18 protein-coding genes are annotated in these 20,408 nt (G+C 65.1%); 7 read left to right on the forward strand and 11 right to left on the reverse strand.

Annotated elements, in window-relative coordinates:
* Window positions 1–41 precede the first annotated feature (41 nt).
* Window positions 42–1,121 (reverse strand): tellurite resistance/C4-dicarboxylate transporter family protein, encoded by a 1,080-nt coding sequence (locus tag GUY37_RS01830; protein WP_166821493.1) that lies wholly within the window; start codon window positions 1,119–1,121, stop codon window positions 42–44.
* A 365-nt stretch (window positions 1,122–1,486) separates the two neighbouring features.
* On the opposite strand from GUY37_RS01830, the gene GUY37_RS01835 reads away from it, so the two are divergent.
* Window positions 1,487–2,344 (forward strand): ATP-binding cassette domain-containing protein, encoded by an 858-nt coding sequence (locus tag GUY37_RS01835; protein ID WP_166821496.1) that lies wholly within the window; start codon window positions 1,487–1,489, stop codon window positions 2,342–2,344.
* A 40-nt stretch (window positions 2,345–2,384) separates the two neighbouring features.
* Window positions 2,385–4,562, forward strand: a complete 2,178-nt coding sequence (locus GUY37_RS01840; RefSeq protein ID WP_166821499.1) for a YhgE/Pip domain-containing protein — start codon at window positions 2,385–2,387, stop codon at window positions 4,560–4,562.
* Window positions 4,563–4,853: 291 nt separating this feature from the next.
* Here the strand turns inward: GUY37_RS01840 and GUY37_RS01845 are convergent, their stop codons facing one another.
* Both GUY37_RS01845 and GUY37_RS01850 read right to left on the reverse strand, forming a co-directional pair.
* Complete coding sequence (locus GUY37_RS01845) at window positions 4,854–5,573, reverse strand: AAA family ATPase (RefSeq protein ID WP_166821502.1); 720 nt, start codon at window positions 5,571–5,573, stop codon at window positions 4,854–4,856.
* Between the two features lie 87 nt (window positions 5,574–5,660).
* The gene (locus GUY37_RS01850; protein WP_227492618.1) at window positions 5,661–6,260 is read right to left on the reverse strand and encodes a LysE/ArgO family amino acid transporter; all 600 of its coding nucleotides are present in this window, start codon (window positions 6,258–6,260) and stop codon (window positions 5,661–5,663) included.
* 70 nt (window positions 6,261–6,330) lie between these two features.
* Here GUY37_RS01850 and GUY37_RS01855 point away from each other — a divergent pair, with 70 nt between their 5' ends.
* Window positions 6,331–7,230: an ArgP/LysG family DNA-binding transcriptional regulator gene (locus tag GUY37_RS01855; protein WP_228278297.1), complete on the forward strand. Its 900-nt coding sequence runs from the start codon at window positions 6,331–6,333 to the stop codon at window positions 7,228–7,230.
* Between the two features lie 14 nt (window positions 7,231–7,244).
* On the opposite strand, the gene GUY37_RS01860 is transcribed toward GUY37_RS01855, so the two are convergent.
* Both GUY37_RS01860 and GUY37_RS01865 read right to left on the reverse strand, forming a co-directional pair.
* Window positions 7,245–7,712: a DUF6176 family protein gene (locus tag GUY37_RS01860; RefSeq protein ID WP_228278298.1), complete on the reverse strand. Its 468-nt coding sequence runs from the start codon at window positions 7,710–7,712 to the stop codon at window positions 7,245–7,247.
* Between the two features lie 631 nt (window positions 7,713–8,343).
* The gene (locus GUY37_RS01865) at window positions 8,344–8,928 is read right to left on the reverse strand and encodes a TetR/AcrR family transcriptional regulator (protein ID WP_166821508.1); all 585 of its coding nucleotides are present in this window, start codon (window positions 8,926–8,928) and stop codon (window positions 8,344–8,346) included.
* Window positions 8,929–9,075: 147 nt separating this feature from the next.
* Between GUY37_RS01865 and GUY37_RS01870 the strand changes: the two genes are divergently transcribed.
* Both GUY37_RS01870 and GUY37_RS01875 read left to right on the forward strand, forming a co-directional pair.
* Complete coding sequence (locus GUY37_RS01870; RefSeq protein WP_166821511.1) at window positions 9,076–9,549, forward strand: hypothetical protein; 474 nt, start codon at window positions 9,076–9,078, stop codon at window positions 9,547–9,549.
* A gap of 51 nt (window positions 9,550–9,600) precedes the next feature.
* Window positions 9,601–11,775: a RecQ family ATP-dependent DNA helicase gene (locus GUY37_RS01875; RefSeq protein WP_166821514.1), complete on the forward strand. Its 2,175-nt coding sequence runs from the start codon at window positions 9,601–9,603 to the stop codon at window positions 11,773–11,775.
* A 165-nt stretch (window positions 11,776–11,940) separates the two neighbouring features.
* Here GUY37_RS01875 and GUY37_RS01880 read toward each other — a convergent pair whose 3' ends face one another.
* On the reverse strand, window positions 11,941–12,702 hold the full coding sequence (locus GUY37_RS01880) for a VOC family protein (RefSeq protein WP_166821517.1): 762 nt from the start codon (window positions 12,700–12,702) through the stop codon (window positions 11,941–11,943).
* A gap of 67 nt (window positions 12,703–12,769) precedes the next feature.
* Window positions 12,770–13,543: an isocitrate lyase/PEP mutase family protein gene (locus GUY37_RS01885; RefSeq protein ID WP_166821520.1), complete on the reverse strand. Its 774-nt coding sequence runs from the start codon at window positions 13,541–13,543 to the stop codon at window positions 12,770–12,772.
* 123 nt (window positions 13,544–13,666) lie between these two features.
* Between GUY37_RS01885 and GUY37_RS01890 the strand changes: the two genes are divergently transcribed.
* Entirely contained in the window at window positions 13,667–14,377 is a 711-nt protein-coding gene (locus tag GUY37_RS01890; protein WP_166821523.1) for a DUF998 domain-containing protein, read from the forward strand.
* A gap of 78 nt (window positions 14,378–14,455) precedes the next feature.
* On the opposite strand, the gene GUY37_RS01895 is transcribed toward GUY37_RS01890, so the two are convergent.
* A complete protein-coding gene (locus GUY37_RS01895) occupies window positions 14,456–16,180 on the reverse strand; it encodes an amidase (RefSeq protein WP_166821526.1) in 1,725 nt (574 codons plus the stop codon).
* Window positions 16,181–16,394: 214 nt separating this feature from the next.
* Between GUY37_RS01895 and GUY37_RS01900 the strand changes: the two genes are divergently transcribed.
* On the forward strand, window positions 16,395–17,156 hold the full coding sequence (locus GUY37_RS01900; protein WP_166821529.1) for a winged helix-turn-helix transcriptional regulator: 762 nt from the start codon (window positions 16,395–16,397) through the stop codon (window positions 17,154–17,156).
* Here the strand turns inward: GUY37_RS01900 and narI are convergent.
* The 3 genes from narI to narH are packed head-to-tail and all read right to left on the reverse strand — an operon-like array spanning window position 17,150 to window position 20,380.
* Window positions 17,150–17,881 carry a respiratory nitrate reductase subunit gamma gene (narI, locus tag GUY37_RS01905; RefSeq protein ID WP_166821531.1) on the reverse strand — a complete coding sequence of 244 codons (732 nt, stop codon included), beginning with the start codon at window positions 17,879–17,881 and terminating at the stop codon, window positions 17,150–17,152. The two genes, GUY37_RS01900 and narI, sit on opposite strands and share 7 nt — an antisense overlap.
* Entirely contained in the window at window positions 17,878–18,726 is an 849-nt protein-coding gene (gene narJ, locus GUY37_RS01910) for a nitrate reductase molybdenum cofactor assembly chaperone (RefSeq protein ID WP_166821534.1), read from the reverse strand. Before narJ ends, narI begins: the two co-directional genes overlap by 4 nt.
* 1 nt (window position 18,727) lies before the next feature.
* Window positions 18,728–20,380, reverse strand: a complete 1,653-nt coding sequence (gene narH, locus GUY37_RS01915) for a nitrate reductase subunit beta (RefSeq protein WP_166821537.1) — start codon at window positions 20,378–20,380, stop codon at window positions 18,728–18,730.
* Between the last annotated feature and the right edge of the window lie 28 nt (window positions 20,381–20,408).

Raw genomic sequence — 20,408 nt, forward strand, 5'->3', positions numbered from 1 at the left:
GCCGCCGGCGGGGCGTTGTGCTGCCGACGCGACCCGGCCGGTCAGGGGCGGCGGAGGGTTCTGATGAATGACGAGACCATGGCGACGAAGACGATCGCCCAGATCGCGAGACCGACCCAGAACCAGTGCTGGCCGATCCACTCGATCGCCGGCACATGATCCGACCGACCCAGGTAGATGCTCGCCACCGCGTACATGCCCACAGGGAAGACCATGCTCCACAACCCGGCCGAATAGGTTATCGGTACCCGGTGGACGAGGTGTTTCCAGATGCCCGCGGCGACGAGGGCCGGGATGAGCCACGTGGCAATCGCCCACAGCAGCGCCGAGGATGCTCCGACCAGTACGCGTGTCGTCTCGAGCAGGGGAGTTCCGCCGAGATTGAGAATCCGCGAGCCCGCTACGATCGTGATCGCCAGTGCGCCCATCGTCACCCAATACGGGGCATCGAGGTCCTCGGGCCCGAACCGATGCTGGAGAATGCGCACGCCGATCGCAATCAAGCACACGACATAGAGCGCCAGACCCACGGCCCACATGACCACCGCTGTGAGCGCGAGGAACGAGACCAGACTGCGATCGGCGTCGGGAGTGTTCGGAAGTTCGATCCCCAGGCTCGCGGCGACCACCGCCACTGATTGAGCGGCCACCGCCCACACGAGCCACGTGCCCTTCACCCCTGCCGACACCGGCCGTGTGCTCGACCCGAGGATCGCGGTGAAGGGAATCCCGTACCCGAGCACCAGCCAGAGCAGACCGCCGAGAACGAAGAGGGTGAGCGCAGGCGGAATCATCCCCAGGCCGACGAAGCCCGTCGCCAGGACATTCGTGCCGGCCACGGCGGTGAAGAAGCCGAACGCTCGGGAGGGATCATGCAGGTCGGCGCGAACAGCATCGGGATATCGGAGGATCCGCACCACGGTGAGTACGGTGAAGAACACGTACAGGGCGACGGCGAGCCAGAACAGAGTCACTGACAGCAGATGCAGCCCTGCGAGCTCGGCACCGATCGACACGATCCCGGTCGCCATCACCGAGGCGAAGCACCCGGGAGCCAGTGTCGACGGGCTCAGTCCCCACCGTCCGTGCAGGCCGGTGAGGTCGCGATCGGCCGTGTTCATTCGCTCCCCATGCTCGTCGTCGTGTGTCGAGGGACATCGACGTCTTCGATAGTACGACCCCACCCCTGAAACCGCGTTGCAGCCCCAGCTGTCTAGAGGGTGCCGCGGTCCCATCGAAAGACCGCCCGATAGCCTCTGTACAGAGAATCGATGTGTAATTCGTGACATCTGGGTCTCCCCAAGTCACTCTTCCATCATTTCCATGAGAGAATTCACTGGCGTTACCAACCGGTAACTTCATGTGGAGTCGCCCGCTTCACATCCCCACGTGCCGGTAGTGGCGTATTCTGCAGTCACCTGCGCGGTGCAGAGATCTCCGGCACTGACCGGATCGACAAGGGCACAGACGATTGGGAGCGATGGCTATGGAGAGCACAACGGACACTCTCGCCGAGGACGCCGACATCGACGCGCCAGCGGTCTCGCTGCGCGGTTGGTCCCTGTCCGGAAAACAGGGCGATGTGTTCACCGATATCGACCTCGAGGTGCCGACCGGCGCCATCGCCGTCGTCCGCGGGCCCGCCGGCAGCGGGAAGACCTCCTTCCTGCTGTCCTTGGCTGCGAGGATGCGGGTCTCGGACGGGGAGGGCCGCCTCGGCGATATCGATATCCGCAAGCAGGCCCGCACCGTGCGCGGGCAGGTTGCGGTCGGACATATCGCCGGGCTGACGGACCTTGAGGACGACTTCACGGTCGCTCAGCACGTCGCCGAACGACAGATCATGCTGCAGCCCTGGTATAAGCCGTGGGCGTCGAAATCGACATTGCGCGAGGTCATCGGCCTCATCCGGGACACTTTCACCACGGCCGGTGAGATGATCGACGAACTCCCGCCGGGGACGTTCTCGAAGCAGGACGCCCAGCGCGCGGACTTCCTCATCGACGATGACGGAGAGGTATTCGTCTCCGAGCTGAGCGAGCTGCAGAAATTCTTCCTCGAATTCGGGCTGGCAAGCCTCAGCCGCCCACCTGTCGTCGTCATCGACAACATCGACTACCTGCGCGAATCCGCCGACCGAGCCCGCGCTTGGGCCGGGATCCTCATCTACCAGCAGCTGCGCAGATCACGGGATCCCGAGGACCTGCTCACGGTGATCGTCTCCTGCGAGGACTCGAGCGAACTCGACATCGCCACCAGGTCGCTCGGCTCCCGCGCGGAGCCGTCGATTGTCGACCTCGAACTGCCGCCCCACCCTCCCGCTCATCGCGGGTCCAAACACTGAACTTCCTGCCCCACGTACACGAATCCGAGGAGATTCCCGAATGTTCTCCCTGCCCTGGTTAGAACTCTCACGATTCAAACGCCACACGATCACGCGCTTGGCGATGATCGTCATCATCGTCATCCCGTCGATCTACGGCGGGCTGTACCTGGCCTCGAACTGGGACCCGGCCGGGCACCTCGACAAGCTGCAGGCAGCGATCGTCAACGAGGACACCGGCGCCGAGAAGCCCGACTCGGACGGAGAGAAGCTCGACGCCGGTCAGGAACTCGTCGACGAGATCACGCCGAAGGGCGAAGGCGGATTCGACTGGGAGGGGACCAGCCAGGAAGAAGCCGACGAGGGGCTGGCCGAAGGGAAGTACTTCGCGGTCCTCGAGATCCCCTCGGACTTCTCCGAGAAGCTCGTGTCGACCGGCGGTGACGATCCGGAGCAAGCAGGGCTGCGGCTGCGCACCGACGACGCCCACAACTTCATCGTCGGGCAGATGGCCGGGACCATCCTCTCCGAGATCAAGGACGGACTGAGTAAGACGACGACCGCCGAGTACGTCAATCAGGTGTATCTCGGATTCAACGATATCCACTCCGAGACGGAGAAGGCTGCAGACGGTGCGGCCGAACTGCACGACGGAGCAGGCCAGCTCCACGACGGCACCGGAGAGCTCGTGGACGGGACGACGAAGCTCGACAAAGGAATCGGAACGCTGCAGACAGGACTCATCGACCTCGACGACGGTGCGGGAGAGCTGAAGAAAGGCAGCGGCGACCTCGCCGACGGAGCCGATACCCTGGCGAAATCCACCACCGAGGCGAAGAACGGCTCGAAGAAACTCGCCGACGGTGCCGGGCAGGTCGCCGACGGCACCTCCGAGCTGCGTGATACCGCCGACGAGGCCACGAGGAAGGCCGAGGACGTCAAACGCAAGGCCGATGACGTCGTCGATGGGGCCCGCCCCAAGCTCGAGCGCGCCGAAGGGGACTTCGACGACGCCCGCACCACCGTGCGCGGGGACATGGACGACCGGATCAAGCAGCTGCAGGAGGACTATCCGGACGACCCGAACGTCAAGAAACTCGCCGAGGATGCCGACGGCCTCGGCGAGGACCTCGATTCCGCGCACGAGCGCGCCTCGGATGCCAAGGATGAAGCCAAGAGCCTCGAGGACAAGCTGACCGACGCGGTCGACGGGGTGATGGACAAGATCCGCACGGCCGATAAGAAGATCGGTCAGCTCGACGACGGAGCGCAGAAGGTTGCGACCGGTGCCGACGACCTCCACTCCGGGCTGATCAAGCTCGACGCAGGTGCGGGAAAGCTCGCCAAGGGAGCCGGTGACCTCCATGACGGTGCCGTCCAGCTCAAGGACGGCACGGCGAAGGCTAAGGACGGAGCCGGTGATCTCAAGGACGGTTCGGAACAGCTCGTTGACGGGTCGACCGAACTCGACAAGGGCGCGGACAAACTCGATGACGGCTCCGGCGAACTCGCCGATGGTCTGCAGAAGGGACTCGAGCAGATCCCGACCTATGACAAGAAGGACCGGGAGAACCGTTCGGATGTCGTGGCTGTTCCCGTCGATGCAGACAAGGTCAAGGACAACGCGGTCGACGCCTACGGCGAGGGACTGTCCGCGTTCTTCGTCTCCTTGGCTCTGTGGATCGGCGGAATGATCACCTATATGGTCATCAACGCCATTCCATATCGGGCGCTGTTCTCATCGGCGACTTCGTCGCGCATCGCCTGGGCCGGCTACGTTCCCGGGCTCCTCTTCGGTATCGCTCAAGTCGCAGTCCTCTACGCGATCCTCGCATTCACCTTGGACTTCTCGGCCGGAGCGTGGCTGTGGACGCTGCTGTTCTCGATGCTCGCGGCGGCGTGTTTCCACTCCGTGCACCAGTTGTGTGTCGCGGCCTTGGGCGGTGTCGGCAGACTCGTCGCTCTGGTCCTGCTGATGCTGCAGATCGCTTCGGCAGGCGGGACCTATCCGGTCGAGACGGCACCGAAGATCTTCCAGATCATCTCGCCGTTCCTGCCGATGACGCACGCGGTCAGCGGTCTGCGCACACTCGTCGCCGGTGGTGACATGTTCATCGCAGCCCAGGCGGCCGTGGTCCTGCTGCTGATGACCGCGCTCTCCCTGGTCGCCACAACCGTGGTCTGCAGTCGCAAGCGCATGGTCACCCTCACTCAGCTCCACCCGAGCCTGCAGCTGTAGGCCCGGGTCAGGGTGCGGGGCCGGCCAGTGGGGACTCCACCCCAGCGGGCGCTGGGACGCCAGGGTGCTCCCAGCGGCGGGCGCCAGACGCTATCGGCGCATTGTTGGGTCGATCCACGGTGTTTTTACGGCGTGAAACGCCGCGGATCGACCCAACAATCCAGCTAAACCCAGTGGGGAGGTGCTCAAGCAAGCACCGCCGAGGTGTTGGGAACCTCCCGGGTGCAAGCTGCGCGTGGCAGCAGAGCAAGGAGTGGGGTCGTCTCTGGCATCGCGGGCGTAGGCCGCAGCTCAGCCGTCGAGGTAGCGCAGGTACCTCTGCGGGTCGTGGAGGAAACGGCGCCAGTGATCGACCATCTCGAGGTCCTCCCACGCGGATTCGCGCAAGCCCCAGTCGCCGACCTCGACGATCTTCGCGTTGTCGGCTCGCGCGAGGATGGGGGAGTGGGTGGCCATGACGGTCTGCAGGCCCTTCCGCTGGCGTTCGCGGATGAGCTGAAGAAGAGTCAGCGAGGCCGTGAAAGACAGCGCGCTTTCGGGCTCGTCGAGGATCCACAGTCCCAGGTCCATGAAACGGCCCGTGAGCATGTCGAGGAACATCTCTCCGTGCGATCGATGCGCATAGTGATGGCCGCGCATCGAACCGACGCCCATGAGATAGGCCATGTTCTCGTGCATCGTCTCGGCGCGGAGGAAGAATCCGCTGCGGTTCGTCGTCGCTCCGCGCACGATCTGCAGGTGTTCACTCAGCTCGGGAGGAGCCTCGACGTGGTCGCGCACCTCCCAATCGGAGCCGCCGCCGTGAGGGAGGTCTAGGGCAGTGGCGATGGCCTCGATGATGGTCGACTTGCCGGAGCCGTTCTCGCCGACGAAGACGGTTGTGCGATCGAACTCGAAGCCGGCCAGGACGTCGCGGACGGCCGGCAGCTCACGCAGCCAGGGACTCAGCTCGGGCGGGGACAGGCCGTGCTTGGCCACTGAGCGCAGCGGCAGATCGACTCGAGGATCCATGTCTGCGACGGTATGTGTCGGCACTGACACCGCCCCGGATCGACCAGCAAATCGGGGGCAACGCTGCGAGTCGCACCCAGCCGCTCCCTATCCGAGCGCGAGCCGCACCGCGAGGATGATGAGCACGATCGCGATGAGCACGTCGAGGACCTGCCAGACCCGCGGCCGGCCCAGGTATCGGGAGAGCCCGCGGGCACCGTAGCCGATGACGAGGAACCAGCTGATCGAGCCGAGCATCGCCCCGAGGGTGAACGGCCAGACTCCGTCCGCGCCCTGTTGGTTCGCGAGGTTGCCGAGCATGACGACGGTGTCGAGGTAGACGCCCGGGTTGAGGAACGTCAGAGCCAGAGTGGTGACGATGACGGACTTGAGGGTCCGCTGATGAGTGTCAGCCTTCAGCCCGGTGGCTTCGCGCGCCGATTTCAGGCTCGTCCACGCGAACCACAGCAGGTAGGCCACGCCCAGCCAACGCAGGACCTCTAGCGCCCATGGCGCGAGCAGCACGATCGCCCCGATTCCCACTGTGCCCGCACCGATGAGCAGGACGTCGGCGACGATGCAGATCGTGACGACGACGCCGAGGTGCTCACGCCGGATCCCCTGTCGCAGCAGGAGGGCGTTCTGCGGGCCGACGGCGATGATGAGCGACCAGCCGGTGAGGAGTCCGGTGACGAGATGAGTGAGCACGGACTCAAGATTAAAGACTGACTCGGCGTAAGAAAAACAACAGAATATGCATCTGATGCACAATTGCTTCATGAACATCGATCACGTCAAAGCGCTCGCTGCCGCCGTCGACGAAGGCACCGTCGAGGGGGCGGCCTTCGTCCTCGGCATCACCGCCTCGGCGGCGAGCCAGCGCATTCGCACGCTCGAGTCCCGCCTCGGGCAGGTGCTCATCCGACGGGCGAACCCGATCACCGTCACCGAGGCGGGGCAGGCGATCCTCCGCTACGCTCGGCAGGTCGAACTGCTCGAGTCCGAGGCGCTCGATCGGCTGCACGGCATCGACGCCGATTCCCTCGGGCCGGGTGGATCCGGTGACGGGCGACGGGAGCCCACCGTGCTGAGGGTGGGTGTGAACGCCGATTCGATGTCGACGTGGTTCCGCCCGATCTTCGCCGAGGCGGCCGGCTGGGACGATGTCGTCCTCCGCGTCGAGATGGTCGACCAGGATAAAGCCCTGCCGCTGCTGGCATCCGGAGAGGTGCTCGGCACGATCACCTCGACGGCGACCGGCGGGTACGGGACGACGGTCGTCGAGCTCGGGACGATGCGCTACGTCGCTGTGGCCGAGCGCTCTCTGTTGGACCGGCATTCCACTGGCGCCGAGGCGGATCTGACGCGACTGCCGATGGTGAACTTCGGGCAGGACGACGACCTGCAGTTCGAGTTCCTCCGCCGCTGTGGTGTCGACGGCCGGCCGCCGATGTCGGTCGTGCCGGGGTCAGCGGAGTTCGCAGCCGCAGTGGAGGCAGGCCTCGGATGGGGGATGGTGCCGGTCATGCAGCTCGACGGGCTCGAAGCCGACCTCGTCGAGATCGGTGAGAACCCGTATATTGACGTCCCACTGTATTGGCACCACTGGAAATTGGCCTCTGACAAGCTGGCCCGACTCACCGCGGCGCTGCGCCGTGCGGCCGCCGCCATGCGGTGAGCACTTGAACATCATCAGGCGCAGCCGTTGTCATGCCCCGACTCGGCGTAGCGTTTCATTGATGCGAGCAACTGGGCGGGTGCCAACATGAAACGCGGCTCGAGCTCTTCCCAGCCCGGTTCCTTTGCCTGCTTGCTGTAGGCAACGTGCGCTGCATCGATGGGTATCGATTCGTCGTTCCCTCGGCCGTCTTCGCCCATGAGTGAGAGGTGATAGATCCACGTGGAGCCATCTGCTTCTGTGTGGCGAAACGTCGCTTCGAACACTTGCCGCTCCGCTGGGAGACTCTCCTGCAATTCGTCCGGCCGGCTGTTGAGCATGTTCATCCACTCGTCAAATGTCTCTTCTTGACCAGGTCGAATTCGGGATCGACTCAGTTCAAGCCGCATGCCCTTCGGGACGGAAGCCGGCATCGGAAACCCGCTGAAGTCGCGCGGGGTAGGGGTGAAAGGCATCTGGAATGATTGTTCAACATTGGACATGGTTCCAACTTAACGCTTTGATCCGGTGGTGCCCTTGCAGTCATCCGAAATACCTGAGACACGGAGTGCGTATTGTGCGATGTGGATTCGACGGAGGAGCAAGCCGCGATTCTCTATGAGGACCGTGAGTTCCTTGGTGTCGTCCTTCTTCGGCCGATGGCCAATTCATCTCCTCTTGTTTCCTCGATTGCACTACGACGATGTACCTGGCTACCTGACCTCAGAACCGGAATCAGCTGGTCAACCTATGCAAACCGCGTCCTGTGGTGGCCGACTATGGACCGCGAAGTAGAGGATTTCGGATAACTTGGAACTTTTGACCAGACGCCAACCAACCGATATTTCATCCCCATCTTCACTTATTGGGCGGAGCGCAACTGCAAGATTGCCTAGCGTGAAGCTGACGCTCTCAGCAGGTTACCCAGCCATCTAAGTTGACTGCTTCGGCCGCAGCCATGCGGTCAGTCTCGGCCGAGGGCCAGCCGCTCATCGTTGAGCCGGTTCTCGGCCCACTGGGTGGACGAAATGGTCACGGAAGACCGTGCAGAGCGGGACCAGAATGACCACCCAAGAATCTCTTTGGGCCACCCGGGATGCTTGCTGCTCGGGCACGAAGTGGCGGATCGGCCGCTCAGGAGCTGAGGAGCTTGTCGATCGTCCATCTCACCTGCTCATGTGCGGCGTCGACGGTCATGGTTCCGGGGGAGATGATCGAATGCAGTGCGATGCCGTCGATGGAGGTGAAGAGCGCCTTCGCGATGGGGGCCACCTCGGCGGGGTCGACGTGCCCCTCCTCAGCGAGCAGATTCAGCCACCGATGCAGGCTGTCATATGTGACCTGGTGACCGTGCTCGAGGAGCCGGCGGGACACGGCCCGCTTCTCGGCCCCGAGGGCATGCAGGTGCATGGAGAACCAGGTTTCGAGCTGCACGTCCCGATGCTCATGGGTCGGCAGGAACTGCGCACAGCATTCATAGAGCCGGTCGGCCGGGTCGAGGGCCGTATCGGCGATGGAGAAGTCATTGATGACGGTGTCGATGGATTTCAGCGCGACCGCCTCGTGGAGGTCGGACTGTGAGGGGAAGTAGTGGCGCAGGGTCGACGGGCCGACTCCTGCTTCCTTGGCCACGGCACGCACACTGAGGTTCGCCTGCCCGGGTTGCGACCCCTCGGCCAGTCGGATGGCCGCGGCGATGATCTCATCTCGCTTCGACAACCGAACTCCTCGCTTCATTGACAACGATGCTTTCGCTCAGTGTATAGTACGTTGTACTAGTACGGTGTGCCAAGGCGTCGACGCGGCGCGGCAGGAACAGTGTGCTGACCCGACCAGAGGACCCGAACGGAAGAAGAGAGAGCCCTCATGATCGACAGTCTGCAGGAATTCGCCGGAAACTTTCCCGACTGGCTGCAGTGGGCGGGCGTTCTGCTCGTCTCCGCCATTCCGTTCGTCGAGTCGTACTTCGGCTCTGTCATCGGTGTTGCCATCGGCTTGCATCCCGTGGTCGCCATCCTCGTGGCCGTCATCGGCAATGTCGTCTCGATGCTCGCCTTCGTCTACGGGGCCGGTGCCATTCGTGACAGGGCGACGAAGAACAAGGAATCTGATGAGTCGCCGAAACGGCAGCGGCTCAAGCGCATGTTCGACAAGTTCGGCGTGCCGGGGGTCTCGCTGCTCGGCCAGACTCTCCTGCCGTCGCAGATCACCTCGTCGGCGATGGTCGGCTTCGGCGCCAACCGCAACGTCGTGGCCTTCTGGCAGGTCATCTCGATCATCCTCTGGGGCGTCCTCTTCGGTGTGCTCGCCACCCTGGGCATCGAGTACGCACTGCGCTGAAGCTCGGGCGGCCGGTCCGGTCGTGTCAGGGCCTCCGCATAGACTGGGCCCATGACGGAATCCACCCCGACATCCTGGCCTGAGAGCACGCACGCAAACGGTTCTGCCCCCGAGACTCCCATCTCCACGGACCGTGCTGGGGACGACTTCGCCGCCTCCGCGCAGTTGATACTGACCGAGCTGACCGCAGACCCGAGCGCGCAGTTCCGCGACGGCCAGCTCGAGGCGATCCGTGACCTCGTCCAAGGCAGAAAACGCGTCCTCGTCGTCCAACGCACAGGGTGGGGCAAGTCGGCCGTGTACTTCGTCGCCACCCGCATGCTCCGGGCCGCCGGCACCGGCCCCAGCCTCATCATCTCCCCGCTGTTGGCGCTCATGCGCGACCAGATCGCCGCAGCCGAACGCGCCGGAGTCCGTGCCGCCAGCCTCAACTCCTCGAACGTCACCGAATGGGACTCGGTGCTCGAGGACCTCAAGGCCGGCAGCCTCGACGTCCTCCTCGTCTCCCCGGAGCGGCTGAACAATCCGCAGTTCCGCGACGAGGTGCTGCCGCAGCTGCTGAGATTCCTCGGCCTCATCGTCGTCGACGAGGCCCACTGCATCTCCGATTGGGGCCATGACTTCCGCCCCGACTACCGCCGCATCGGCCGGATCCTGTCCGAACTGCCTCGCGACACCCCGGTGCTCGCGACGACCGCGACCGCGAACTCCCGTGTCGTCACCGACGTCGCCGAGCAGCTCGGCGACGACACCACCGTCGTCCGCGGTGAACTCGCCCGTGATTCCCTGCGTCTTGGCGTCCTGCCCGGACTCGACGCCAGTGCCCGCATCGCCTGGCTGGCTTCGCACCTCAACGACTTCACCGGGTCCGGGATCGTCTACACGCTCACCGTCTCCGCAGCCGAGGACATCACCCGAATGCTGCGCGAACAGGGCCACGAGGTCCGCGCCTATACAGGCCGGACCGATGCCGAAGAGCGCGCGGAACTCGAGCAGCAGCTCAAGGACAATCGGCTCAAGGCTCTGGTGGCCACCTCGGCGCTGGGAATGGGATTCGACAAACCCGACCTCGGTTTCGTCATCCACATCGGCGCGCCCTCCTCAGCCGTGGCTTACTACCAGCAGGTCGGTCGCGCCGGGCGCGCCACGGACTCCGCCGATGTCCTCGTGCTGCCCGGTGCAGAAGACGAACAGATCTGGGAGTACTTCGCGACTGCGTCGATGCCGAACCAGGACGACGCGAACGCCGTGCTCGCAGCCCTCGCCGAGGTGGACGGCCCCTTGTCCGTGGCCCGCTTGGAGACGCTGGTCGGAACCAAACGCTCCCGCCTGACCCTGCTGCTCAAGACCCTCGAAGTCGAAGACGCAGTATCGAAGGTCAAGGGCGGATACGTCTCGACCGGGATGGGGTGGACCTACGACCGGGAACGCTATGAGAAGGTCGCGGCCGTCCGAGCCGAAGAGGCCCAGGCCATGCTCGATTATGAGGCGACCAGTCAGTGTCGGATGGAGTTCCTCATCCGCCAGCTCGACGATCCCGACCCACAGCCGTGCGGTCGCTGCGACAACTGTGCCGGTGTGTGGTTCTCCGCCGAGATCTCCGAGGAACAGCGTCAGGCCGCGGCCGGGAACCTCCACAAGATCGGTCTGCCCATCGAACCGCGCAGCACTTGGCCCAGCGGCCTGGCTAACATCGGTCTCCCGCTCAAGGGGCGGATCCCCGCCGAAGAACTCGCCGAGGAGGGGCGTGCGATCGCCCGCCTGTCCGACCTCGGGCAGGGGCAGAGCCTGCGATCGTTCCTCGCCCCCGATGCTCCCGATGCCGAGGTGCCCGGCCAGATCGGCAAATGGTGCCTCGAGGTGCTCGGGCAGTGGAACTGGACAACCCGCCCCGAAGTGGTCGTGTCGATCCCGAGCAGCCGTCGTCCCGTGACCGTGCGGTCCCTGGCGGCGAACCTTGCTGCCGCCGGTCGGCTCCTCGACGGCGGTGAGCTGCTGCAGGTCGGCGACCACGGCACACCGGACGTCAACAGCGCCTTCCGCGTCAAAGACTTGTTTGAGGTCTTCGTCGTTCCGCCCGAGGTCGAGGAAGCGGTGGCCGGGAAGTCGGTGCTTCTCGTCGATGACGAGGTCGTCTCCCGATGGACGATGACGATCTGCGCCAGGCTGCTGCGCAAGGCCGGAGCCACCTCGGTGCTGCCATTCGCACTGGCACTGCGGGCCTGAGGTCGCGGGCACGACAGCGAAGACCGCTGCGGCGACGATCTCCCCGAGCCCCAGGCTGAGGAACCGTCGCCGCAGCGGTTCAAATCGCTCGGTGGCGGTCATGGTCGCTTCAGCGACTGCCGCGCTGCAGCCGACTGGAACGGTGCCGGGCCGCCTTCGGGACGGTCACGGGTTCTGCTGCAGCTGGAACGTCGCCCCTTCCGGATCGGTGACCGTGACGATGCGACCGTACGGGGAGTCTTCGGGACCGGCGAGCACCTTGCCGCCGAGCTCGGTGACCTTCGCTGCCGCAGCATCGGCGTCTTCGACGTTGAAGTAGGTGCGCCAAAAGGAATTCTGCACCCACTCGCTGGCATCGCAGATTCCGGCCACAGCATCGTCACCGTCGCCGTGCGTTGAGTACGGGAAGCCTTCCATCGGGGTGATGTCGAAGGAGAAGACCTTGCCGTAGAACTCGTTCGCGCCCTGGTAGTTCGTCGTCATGAGTTCGAACCACACGGGAGTTCCCGGGGTGAGCGGAGTGTCGAAGCCGGAGAACTCTCCGGGCTGCCACATACCGATGGGCGAACCGGTCGGATCGACGACGACGGCCATCTGGCCGAGCGGGCCGACGGGCATGGGGCCGACGACATCCGCGGCACCGGCGGCCAGCGCGGCCTGGTGGGTTCCGGCGATATCGGCAGTGTGGAGGTAGGTCGACCAGGCCGTGGGCATCTCCGGGCTCGGGGTGCCGTCCATGTTCATGGCTCGCATGGCGCCGCCGACGGCATTGCCGTCCTTCGTGATCATGTTGTAGTGGCCGAAGTCGGGGCCCTGGTCGGTGAATTCCCAGCCGAAGAGCTGGTTGTAGAAGTTCTGGGCGGCTTCGAAGTCCTGGCAGACATAGTCGATCCAGATCGGCTGGCCTTCGCGGGGGCTGGCGGGCATTGCGTCTCCTCTTGAGGTGGGGTGGAGGTGAGGTGCAGTTGTTCGTGCCGACAGCAGAGGGATGACCCTACTGCCAGGCGCGCGTGAAGTCGGCGAAGCAGTCGGTCAGCGCCGCCTGCAGAAGCGGACCGAAGGTCACGCGCCCGACCCCGAGCTCGGCGAGCTGGGCGAGGTCGAGTTCTTCGGGCACCGCACCCTTGATCGGGTGAGCGGTGACGTTGAGCGGCAGAGTGATCTGGGCGAGGATCGACTTGAGCGTGCCCACATCGGGCAGCCGCACGGGGTAGACGGAGTCCGCGCCGGCCTCGGTGCACAGACGGAGACGACGGACCACCTCGGCGGTGGGATCGTCGAAGTCGCCGGGATATTTGAATACGTCGGTGCGGGCGTTGATGACGACGTGGACTCGTTGGGCTTCGGCGGCTTGGCGCAAGCTCCAGATGTATTCGGCGTGCTCCTCGGGGCTGCGCATGCTGCCCCGACTGTGGATCGTATCCTCGATGTTCACGCCGACCGCTCCGGCGTCGAGGAGGCCGGCGATGAGTTCGGGCGCGGGGGTGTCGTAGCCGGATTCGAGGTCCGCGGTGACGGGCACATTCACCGCCGAGGTGATCCGGGAGATTCCCTCGAGCGCTTGCTCGAGCGTCATGTTCTCTCCATCGGCATGGCCGAGAGAATCGGCCAGCGGGTGCGATCCGATGCTCAGGGCGTTGAACCCGACGTCGACCATGGCGCGAGCCGACCAGGCGTCCCAGACGGTCGGCAGCACGAGCGGTTCGTCCTGGTGGTGTCCTTGCAGGAGGGTGAAGGCGCGTTCAGCGAGAACTGTGTAATCGACCATGGTCAATACTGTTCCATCCTGTGCGACCGACACGCCAGGGTTCTGGCAGGTTCACCAGAAGGTTTCAGGGAGGTGCGGTGATACCGTGAACAACATCCGAGGTAGTCGCACGGAGGGACCGAGATGGTCGGTTCGGGCACCATCCGCGTTTCGCCCAAACCCGAGCGGGTGTGGGCACTGCTCGCTGTGCTCGCCGGACTGGCCACCCTCCTCATCGAGATCCCCGCGGCGCTGCTCTCCGAAGGCGGCTACTCGTTCACCCAGCAGCCCATCAGCCATCTGGGGATGACCGGATGCGGGGAATGGGGAGACGCCGGAATTCCGGTCGAGGGCTGTTCACCGGCCCACCCCTTCGTCAACGGCGTCTCCATCATCGCCGGATCGATCCTCGCGATCATCGCCTTCATCTGGCACGACTGGATCGCCCCGAGTCGCTGGGGCAGGTGCGGTTCATTCCTGCTCGCCGCCGGTGGAATGCTGCTGGCAGGAACCGGAATGGTCCCGGCAGATATCTCCCCGACCCTGCACGCCGTCTTCGGATTCGGCGGATCAGCGATCCAGAACCTCGGCCTGCTCGCGGCTGGCATCGCTTTGATCCGGTGGCCGGAGAGAAGATGGATCGGCCCCGTCGGATTCGGCGGACTCACGCTCGGTTTGGGCACCCTGGGTCTCGCCGGAACACTGCTCATGACGAGCCCTGAGAGTTGGAACCTGCCCGATGGCATCATCGAGAGGGCCGCGTCCTACCCGTTCCTCGTCTGGTTCATCCTCGCCGGATGGATGCAGCTGCGCGACGCCTCCAGGCGAAAACGCGAACTCACCTCCGGGCGCTGAGTCTCAGTGTTGAATTCTCGGGTCGGCGCGACAGGAACGATGCGACAGAGTCAGTGAACCCGTGCAGCCGAGATGGCCCTACAGCCGCGGAGCCCGCGGCGGCACCTCCCGGCGGTCACCGGTGGCTTCGAATGCCGCGGCGATCTCGATGAGCGCGGAATCGTCCCAGCCGCGCCCGGCGATCGTCAGACCCACCGGGATTCCGGTGTCGGCCATCGTGCCCATCGGCACCGTCACCGACGGGATCCCGAGATGCCTGGGCACGAGGTTGCCGTTGGCCACCCAGGTGCCGTTGCGCCACCCGAGATCGGCCGAGGCTTCGTTGACGTCCATGTCCGCCGGACCCACATCGGCCATCGCCGGGAAGACCATCGCATCGAGGCCGTTGGCGTCCATCCACTCCTCGAGGTCGACCCGGCGGGTCTCCTCGAGTCCGCGCACACCTGATTCGAGCTCCGGAATCTCCGTCACCGAGGTGTACCGATTCGCCCGCACCTGCTCGGGGTAGGTTGCGATGTCATCGTCGAAGCCGTCGTATCGGTCCGGCAGGGCGCCGGGCGGATGAGGGAAGATCAACGTTCCGTCCACGTCGGCGAGGGTGGCGAGGTTCGGGTCGCCGTTCGCGGCGAGGAAATCGTCCCACGCCCAGGAGGAGAGGTCGTTGATCTCCCGGTCGAGGTAGTCGGCGGTGACGAGGCCGCGGGTCGCGATCGTCGGGGCACCGGGCCGGTCGCCTTCGTAGTTGCTCACGACCGGGAAGTCCGTCTCGATGACCTCGGCGCCCGCGGACTCGAGGTCGGCCCGGGCGGCCTCCCACGCCTGAATCACCGAGGCGCGGGTGGCGATCCGCTGCCCTGTGGGCCCGCCGATTCCGCCGTCCGGGTTCGTTCCGGCCTCGTCATCGGCGTTGATGTACATCCGCGGCACCCCGAGGCGCTTTCCGGCGAGCACCGTGCGGGCCGCTTCGACGGATTCCGGGAGCAGGGCGGCGTAGGAGTCGGGACGGATGGCGCTCGCCTTCGGGACGTCGATCCAGGGCTGGACGCGCCAGAAGTCTCCACGGGTCTCAGCGTCGTCGCCGACGATGACGTCGAGGACTTCGATGAGGTCGGCCATCGTGCGGGTGTGGGGGACGACGACGTCCATGGTCGGCACGAGGGGCCAATTCCCGCGCACGCTGATCACCCCACGCGAGGGGGTGTAGGCGATGAGCGCATTGTGCGAGGCCGGAGCGCGTCCCGATGACCAGGTCTCCTCACCGAGGCCGAAGGCTCCGAAGCTCGCGGTCGTGGCCGTGCCCGAACCGTTCGAGGACCCGGACGCGAAAGCGCTGGTCAGCCAGTCAGCGTTGTACGGGCTCTCGGCGCGACCGTAGAGTCCGCGCTGCATGCCGCCGTTGGCCATCGGCGGCATATTCGTCAGTCCCAAGCAGATGGCGCCGCCGGAGCGCAGGCGTTCGATCGTGAATGCATCCTTCTGCGCCACGAGATCGGCGAAGGCCGGAGACCCGGATGCGACGGTCAGGCCCGCGACCAGATAGCTGTCCTTCGCGGTGTAGGGGATCCCGTCGAGGTGGCCCAGCGTCTGACCCGCTGTCCGCCGATCATCGGAGGCGGCCGCCTCGGTGAGGGCCTGTGGGTTCAGTGCGATCACGGAATTGAGGTTCGTATCCGTGCCGGGGCCGTCGAACGCGGCGATCCGGTCCTGATAGGCCTCGACGAGCTCCACCGAGGTGGTGCGGCCGTCCTCGAGGGCGGCTCGCAGATCGGCGATGGACGCTTCGACGACATCGAACTTCGACATGTTCATCCTCCGGGCACTCGACGGTGCGTGGCGCACTCGACGGTGCGTGCGCGATGTGGGTGTGTTCCTGCCCAGAGTAGCGTCGATTCGGTCGGCTCGCGTTGCGAATTCCGTTGTCGTCGGCAGGTGAAAACTAATTCTACGCATTGTAGAATAGAGGTGGAGATGGTCTCCGAACTGTTCCCCACTGAGGCATTCGCAAGGACGTGATGGCATGCCGCGAAGAGTGAACGACTATCGAGGACTGGCCGAGGTCAGTCGGGTCCTGCTGCTGGGCGCGGTGCAGAATCACCCGGGCAGCCGACTCAGGGAGCTCGCCGACGAGGTCGGATTGCACATCAACACGGCCCGTGACCATCTGCGGGTGCTCATCGACGAAGGATTCATCTACCTGCATCCCGAATCGACGGGAATGAGAGGCAGACCGCCCATGGTCTACCACCCGGTCGACGATCCGGAGTCGAACTCGGTCGCGGCCGGACGCATCGCCCGCGCCCGCGAACATCACGAAGTGCTGACCCGCCTCGTTGCCGGAGCGGAGCTGCGACCGACCGGTCTCGACGCTCTCGGTGACCAGGCAGGCACTCAGTTCGATCTGCTCTACGAACATCTCGACGATTCGGGAATGGAACCTGAGCCCGATGCCGAAGAGCTGCGGATCTCGTTGGCTCCATGTCCGCACTATCGGATGGTGGGCGAGGACCGAGCGATCGCCTGCGGAATCCACGCGAAGATCGTCAAGGACCTCCTCAGCCAGCTGCCGGGTCCGCTCGAACTCGACCGGCTGCAGCCGTTCACTTCGGCGGACAGCTGCCAGATCCTGCTGCGCGACGCCCACTGCCCGGGCACCTCGGTGGAGCCGGAAGCCGGACCGGTGGCCGGACCGGAAGCCGGACCGGGGGCCGGTGCCGCGCAGGGCTCCCAGCCCGAGCACGGCCTTGAAGCCGACTCGGGTTCGGAGGACGATCCTCAGTAGTCGATGGTCTCCCATCCGCGGCGCTGCGGCTGACGCTGCCTGTCCTTCGAGCGGTAGATGATGTACGGCCTGGTCAGATAGCCCAACGGGGCGGCGAAGACGTGCACGAGCCGGGTGAACGGCCACAGCGCGAAGATGAGGATCGCGGACATGACATGGATCTGGAAGCCCAGCGGCGCCTGTGCCATGAGGCTGACATCGGGCTGGAACATCCAGAACTGGCGGAACCACACGGACACTCCCTCACGGTAGTCGTAGCCGCTGAGTGCGGAGTCGAAGATCGTCGAGTACACCCCGGCGAGGATGACGATCGCGAGCATGAGGAACATGAGCTTGTCGAGGCGCGTCGTCGCCCCGAAGACGCGGTTGTTCGTCCTCCTGCGGTAGATGAGCAGGGCGAGTCCGCCGACCGTCGCAGCCGCGGCTCCCAGGCCGACCGTGATCGCCATGAAGTGGTACATGTGGTCGGTGATGCCCACGGCGGAGGTCCAGGTCTTCGGGATGCCGAGACCGATGACATGGCCCAGGAAGACGAAGATGATGCCGTAGTGGAACAGCGGTGAGCCGATCCGCAGCAGCTTCGATTCGTAGATCTGGCTCGACCTCGTCGTCCACCCGAACCGGTCGCGGCGGAAGCGCCAGACATGGCCGAGGACGAACACGGCCAGCGCCATATAGGGGATGATCACCCACAGGAACGTCTCGAGCACTGTCGGTGAGTTCATGGTCGTTCTCCTGTCACTTCCGTCAGCGGAATGAATGTCTGCCCTCCGCCAGCCGAGCAGCCGCCCGGGGCCCGGGCCGAGCCAGGCGGCATCGAGGCACCAGGTGCCGCCCCCATCGCCGCCGCTGTCTCGGCCGCACTCGGCGGAGCATCGCCGTACCCGCCGAGACCGTCGATTCCGACGGTCTCGGTGGCCGGGCCCTCGGCGGCCAATCGTTCGACGGCATGGATGTCGTCACCGTCGAGGGCAGGCAGGGCGGCGCAGACGGCGCGGATGGTCCCCGCCCAGGGAGAGCCGATCTCGGTCAGGTGCAGGCGCAGCAGCTCGATCCCGGCTCGGTTGGCCAGCAGGATCCGCACACCTGCAGTGAGATCATGCCCGGCGGCGAACTCGAGGACATAGGTGAGATGGTCCGGCAGCTGCGATTCGTCCATATCCAGTCCCGCCGCCCGATAGATCTCCTTGATCTCGAGCAGCGCCTGCCCGCGCTTGCGCGTGTCCCCGTTCGCGAAATACGTGAGGAACAGACAGCCGCGCCGCCTGGTATCGAAGGTCTCGACATAGTCGGCGCGCAGACCGATGGGATCACCGGCACCGAGGTGGCCGATCGTCGCCCCGAGATCCTCCCTCAGGTGATCGGGCACTCCCGCATGGTCGAGCAGCGCTGAGAACTGCGGAAGCCGTTCAAGCAGATCCTCATCGGGGTAGTCGATGAGCCACGATGCGACTGCGAAGACGGCTCGCAGCGTCTCATCGTCGAGCCCCGGGGCCGTCTGCCCACCGGACTCGGCATGTGCGGCGGCGCGTTTCGTCCACTTGGACAGGAATTTCAGCGGTCTGTACATCTCAGGCCCCTGCCGGTCCGTCTGCGCTGGGGAACAGGCCGGTTGGTCGGCCCTTCCCGTTCCAATTCAGCAGGTTGAGCCGACCGCGCAGATGCGAACGCTCTTCTCCCTCCTCGGCGCTGCGTTCGGCCAGCGGATCCGACATCCCCGTGGTGCCCGCGAATCCGCTGGAGGCGATATCGGGCATCTCGCTCATCCCGGGTCCGCCCTCGGCATTGAGCGGGCAGTCGGAGCCGATGCCCTCGAGGCTGTGCGCCTGTTCCGAGTGGCCGGCTGGGATGACATAGCGTTCGTCGTACTTCGCGATCGCCAGCAGCCGGTACATGTCCTCCATCTCCTCGGGCCCCATCCCCACCGAGTGCGGGATGCGCTCATCGGGTTCGACGCCCATATTGATGTCGCGCATGAACGCCCGCATGGCCGCCATGCGCCGGAGCACATCGGCGACGACATCGGTGTCGCCGGCGGTGAAGAGGTTCGCGAGGTACTCGATGGGGATGCGCAGCTCGTCGATCGCGGCGAAGAGATTCACCGCGTTCTCCGCGTCGTAGCCGGTGTCCTTGACGACGTCGACGACCGGCGACAGCGGCGGGATGTACCAGACCATCGGCATCGTCCGGTACTCCGGATGCAGCGGCAGTGCGAGGTCGTAGTCCTTGATGAGCTTGTATACCGGGGAGCGCTGGGCCGCCATGATCCAATCGTGCGGGATGCCGGCCTGTTCGGCTGCGTTCATGACATCGGGGTCGTGCGGGTCGAGGATGAGGTCCTTCTGCGCTGCGAAGAGGTCCTGCTCATCGGGGACCGAAGCCGCCTCGGTGACACGATCGGCATCGTAGAAGACCAGACCGATGTAGCGCAGACGGCCGACGCAGGTCTCCGCGCACACGGTGGGTTCGCCGTTCTCGATCCGCGGGTAGCAGAACGTGCATTTCTCGGCCTTGCCGGTGCGGTGGTTGAAGTAGATCTTCTTGTACGGGCAGCCGGAGATGCACATCCGCCAGCCGCGGCAGGAGTCCTGGTCGACGAGGACGATGCCGTCCTCCTCACGTTTGTAGATTGCGCCCGAGGGGCACGAGGCGACGCAGGAGGGGTTGAGGCAGTGCTCGCAGATGCGGGGCAGGTAGAACATGAAGGTCTCTTCGAACTCGAGCTTGACCTTGTCTTCGATCGATTTGAGCATCGGGTCGAGATCGGCCTTCGCGTAGGTTCCGCCCAGGTCGTCGTCCCAGTTGCCCGACCATTTGATGTCCATGCGCTCGCCGGTGAGCAGGGACTTCGGCGGTGCCGTGGGAATGTGCTTCTGCTCCGGAGCCGAGAGCAGGTTGTCGTACTCGTAGCTCCACGGCTCGTAGTAGTCCTCGATGCCCGGCAGCTTCGGGTTCGAGAAGATGGACGCGAGCTTCTTCAGCTTGCCGCCGGCCTTGAGCTTGAGCCGGCCGTTCCTGCTCAGCGCCCAGCCGCCCTGCCACTTCTCCTGATCCTCGTAGCCGCGCGGGTAGCCCTGCCCGGGCCGGGTCTCGACATTGTTGAACCACACGTATTCGGTGCCCTTGCGGTTCGTCCACGCCTGCTTGCACGTGACCGAGCATGTGTGGCAGCCGATGCATTTGTCGAGGTTCATCACCATCGCCATCTGCGCCATGATTCTCATCAGTGTGCCTCCTGTTCCCGAGTCGGTG

The sequence above is a fragment of the Brevibacterium limosum genome (genome assembly GCF_011617705.1).
Lineage (GTDB): Bacteria > Actinomycetota > Actinomycetes > Actinomycetales > Brevibacteriaceae > Brevibacterium > Brevibacterium limosum.

Bases quoted from the DNA above. Each gene is read 5' to 3' on its own strand.
- GUY37_RS01900 (WP_166821529.1), top strand. From the start codon at position 16,395: ATGCCGCGAAGAGTGAACGACTATCGAGGACTGGCCGAGGTCAGTCGG.
- narJ (WP_166821534.1), bottom strand. From the start codon at position 18,726: ATGTACAGACCGCTGAAATTCCTGTCCAAGTGGACGAAACGCGCCGCC.
- GUY37_RS01880 (WP_166821517.1), bottom strand. From the start codon at position 12,702: ATGCCCGCCAGCCCCCGCGAAGGCCAGCCGATCTGGATCGACTATGTC.
- GUY37_RS01830 (WP_166821493.1), bottom strand. From the start codon at position 1,121: ATGAACACGGCCGATCGCGACCTCACCGGCCTGCACGGACGGTGGGGA.
- GUY37_RS01895 (WP_166821526.1), bottom strand. From the start codon at position 16,180: ATGTCGAAGTTCGATGTCGTCGAAGCGTCCATCGCCGATCTGCGAGCC.
- narH (WP_166821537.1), bottom strand. From the start codon at position 20,380: ATGAGAATCATGGCGCAGATGGCGATGGTGATGAACCTCGACAAATGC.
- GUY37_RS01840 (WP_166821499.1), top strand. From the start codon at position 2,385: ATGTTCTCCCTGCCCTGGTTAGAACTCTCACGATTCAAACGCCACACG.
- GUY37_RS01855 (WP_228278297.1), top strand. From the start codon at position 6,331: ATGAACATCGATCACGTCAAAGCGCTCGCTGCCGCCGTCGACGAAGGC.
- GUY37_RS01870 (WP_166821511.1), top strand. From the start codon at position 9,076: ATGATCGACAGTCTGCAGGAATTCGCCGGAAACTTTCCCGACTGGCTG.
- GUY37_RS01890 (WP_166821523.1), top strand. From the start codon at position 13,667: ATGGTCGGTTCGGGCACCATCCGCGTTTCGCCCAAACCCGAGCGGGTG.
- GUY37_RS01885 (WP_166821520.1), bottom strand. From the start codon at position 13,543: ATGGTCGATTACACAGTTCTCGCTGAACGCGCCTTCACCCTCCTGCAA.
- GUY37_RS01875 (WP_166821514.1), top strand. From the start codon at position 9,601: ATGACGGAATCCACCCCGACATCCTGGCCTGAGAGCACGCACGCAAAC.
- GUY37_RS01845 (WP_166821502.1), bottom strand. From the start codon at position 5,573: ATGGATCCTCGAGTCGATCTGCCGCTGCGCTCAGTGGCCAAGCACGGC.
- GUY37_RS01860 (WP_228278298.1), bottom strand. From the start codon at position 7,712: ATGTCCAATGTTGAACAATCATTCCAGATGCCTTTCACCCCTACCCCG.
- GUY37_RS01835 (WP_166821496.1), top strand. From the start codon at position 1,487: ATGGAGAGCACAACGGACACTCTCGCCGAGGACGCCGACATCGACGCG.
- narI (WP_166821531.1), bottom strand. From the start codon at position 17,881: ATGAACTCACCGACAGTGCTCGAGACGTTCCTGTGGGTGATCATCCCC.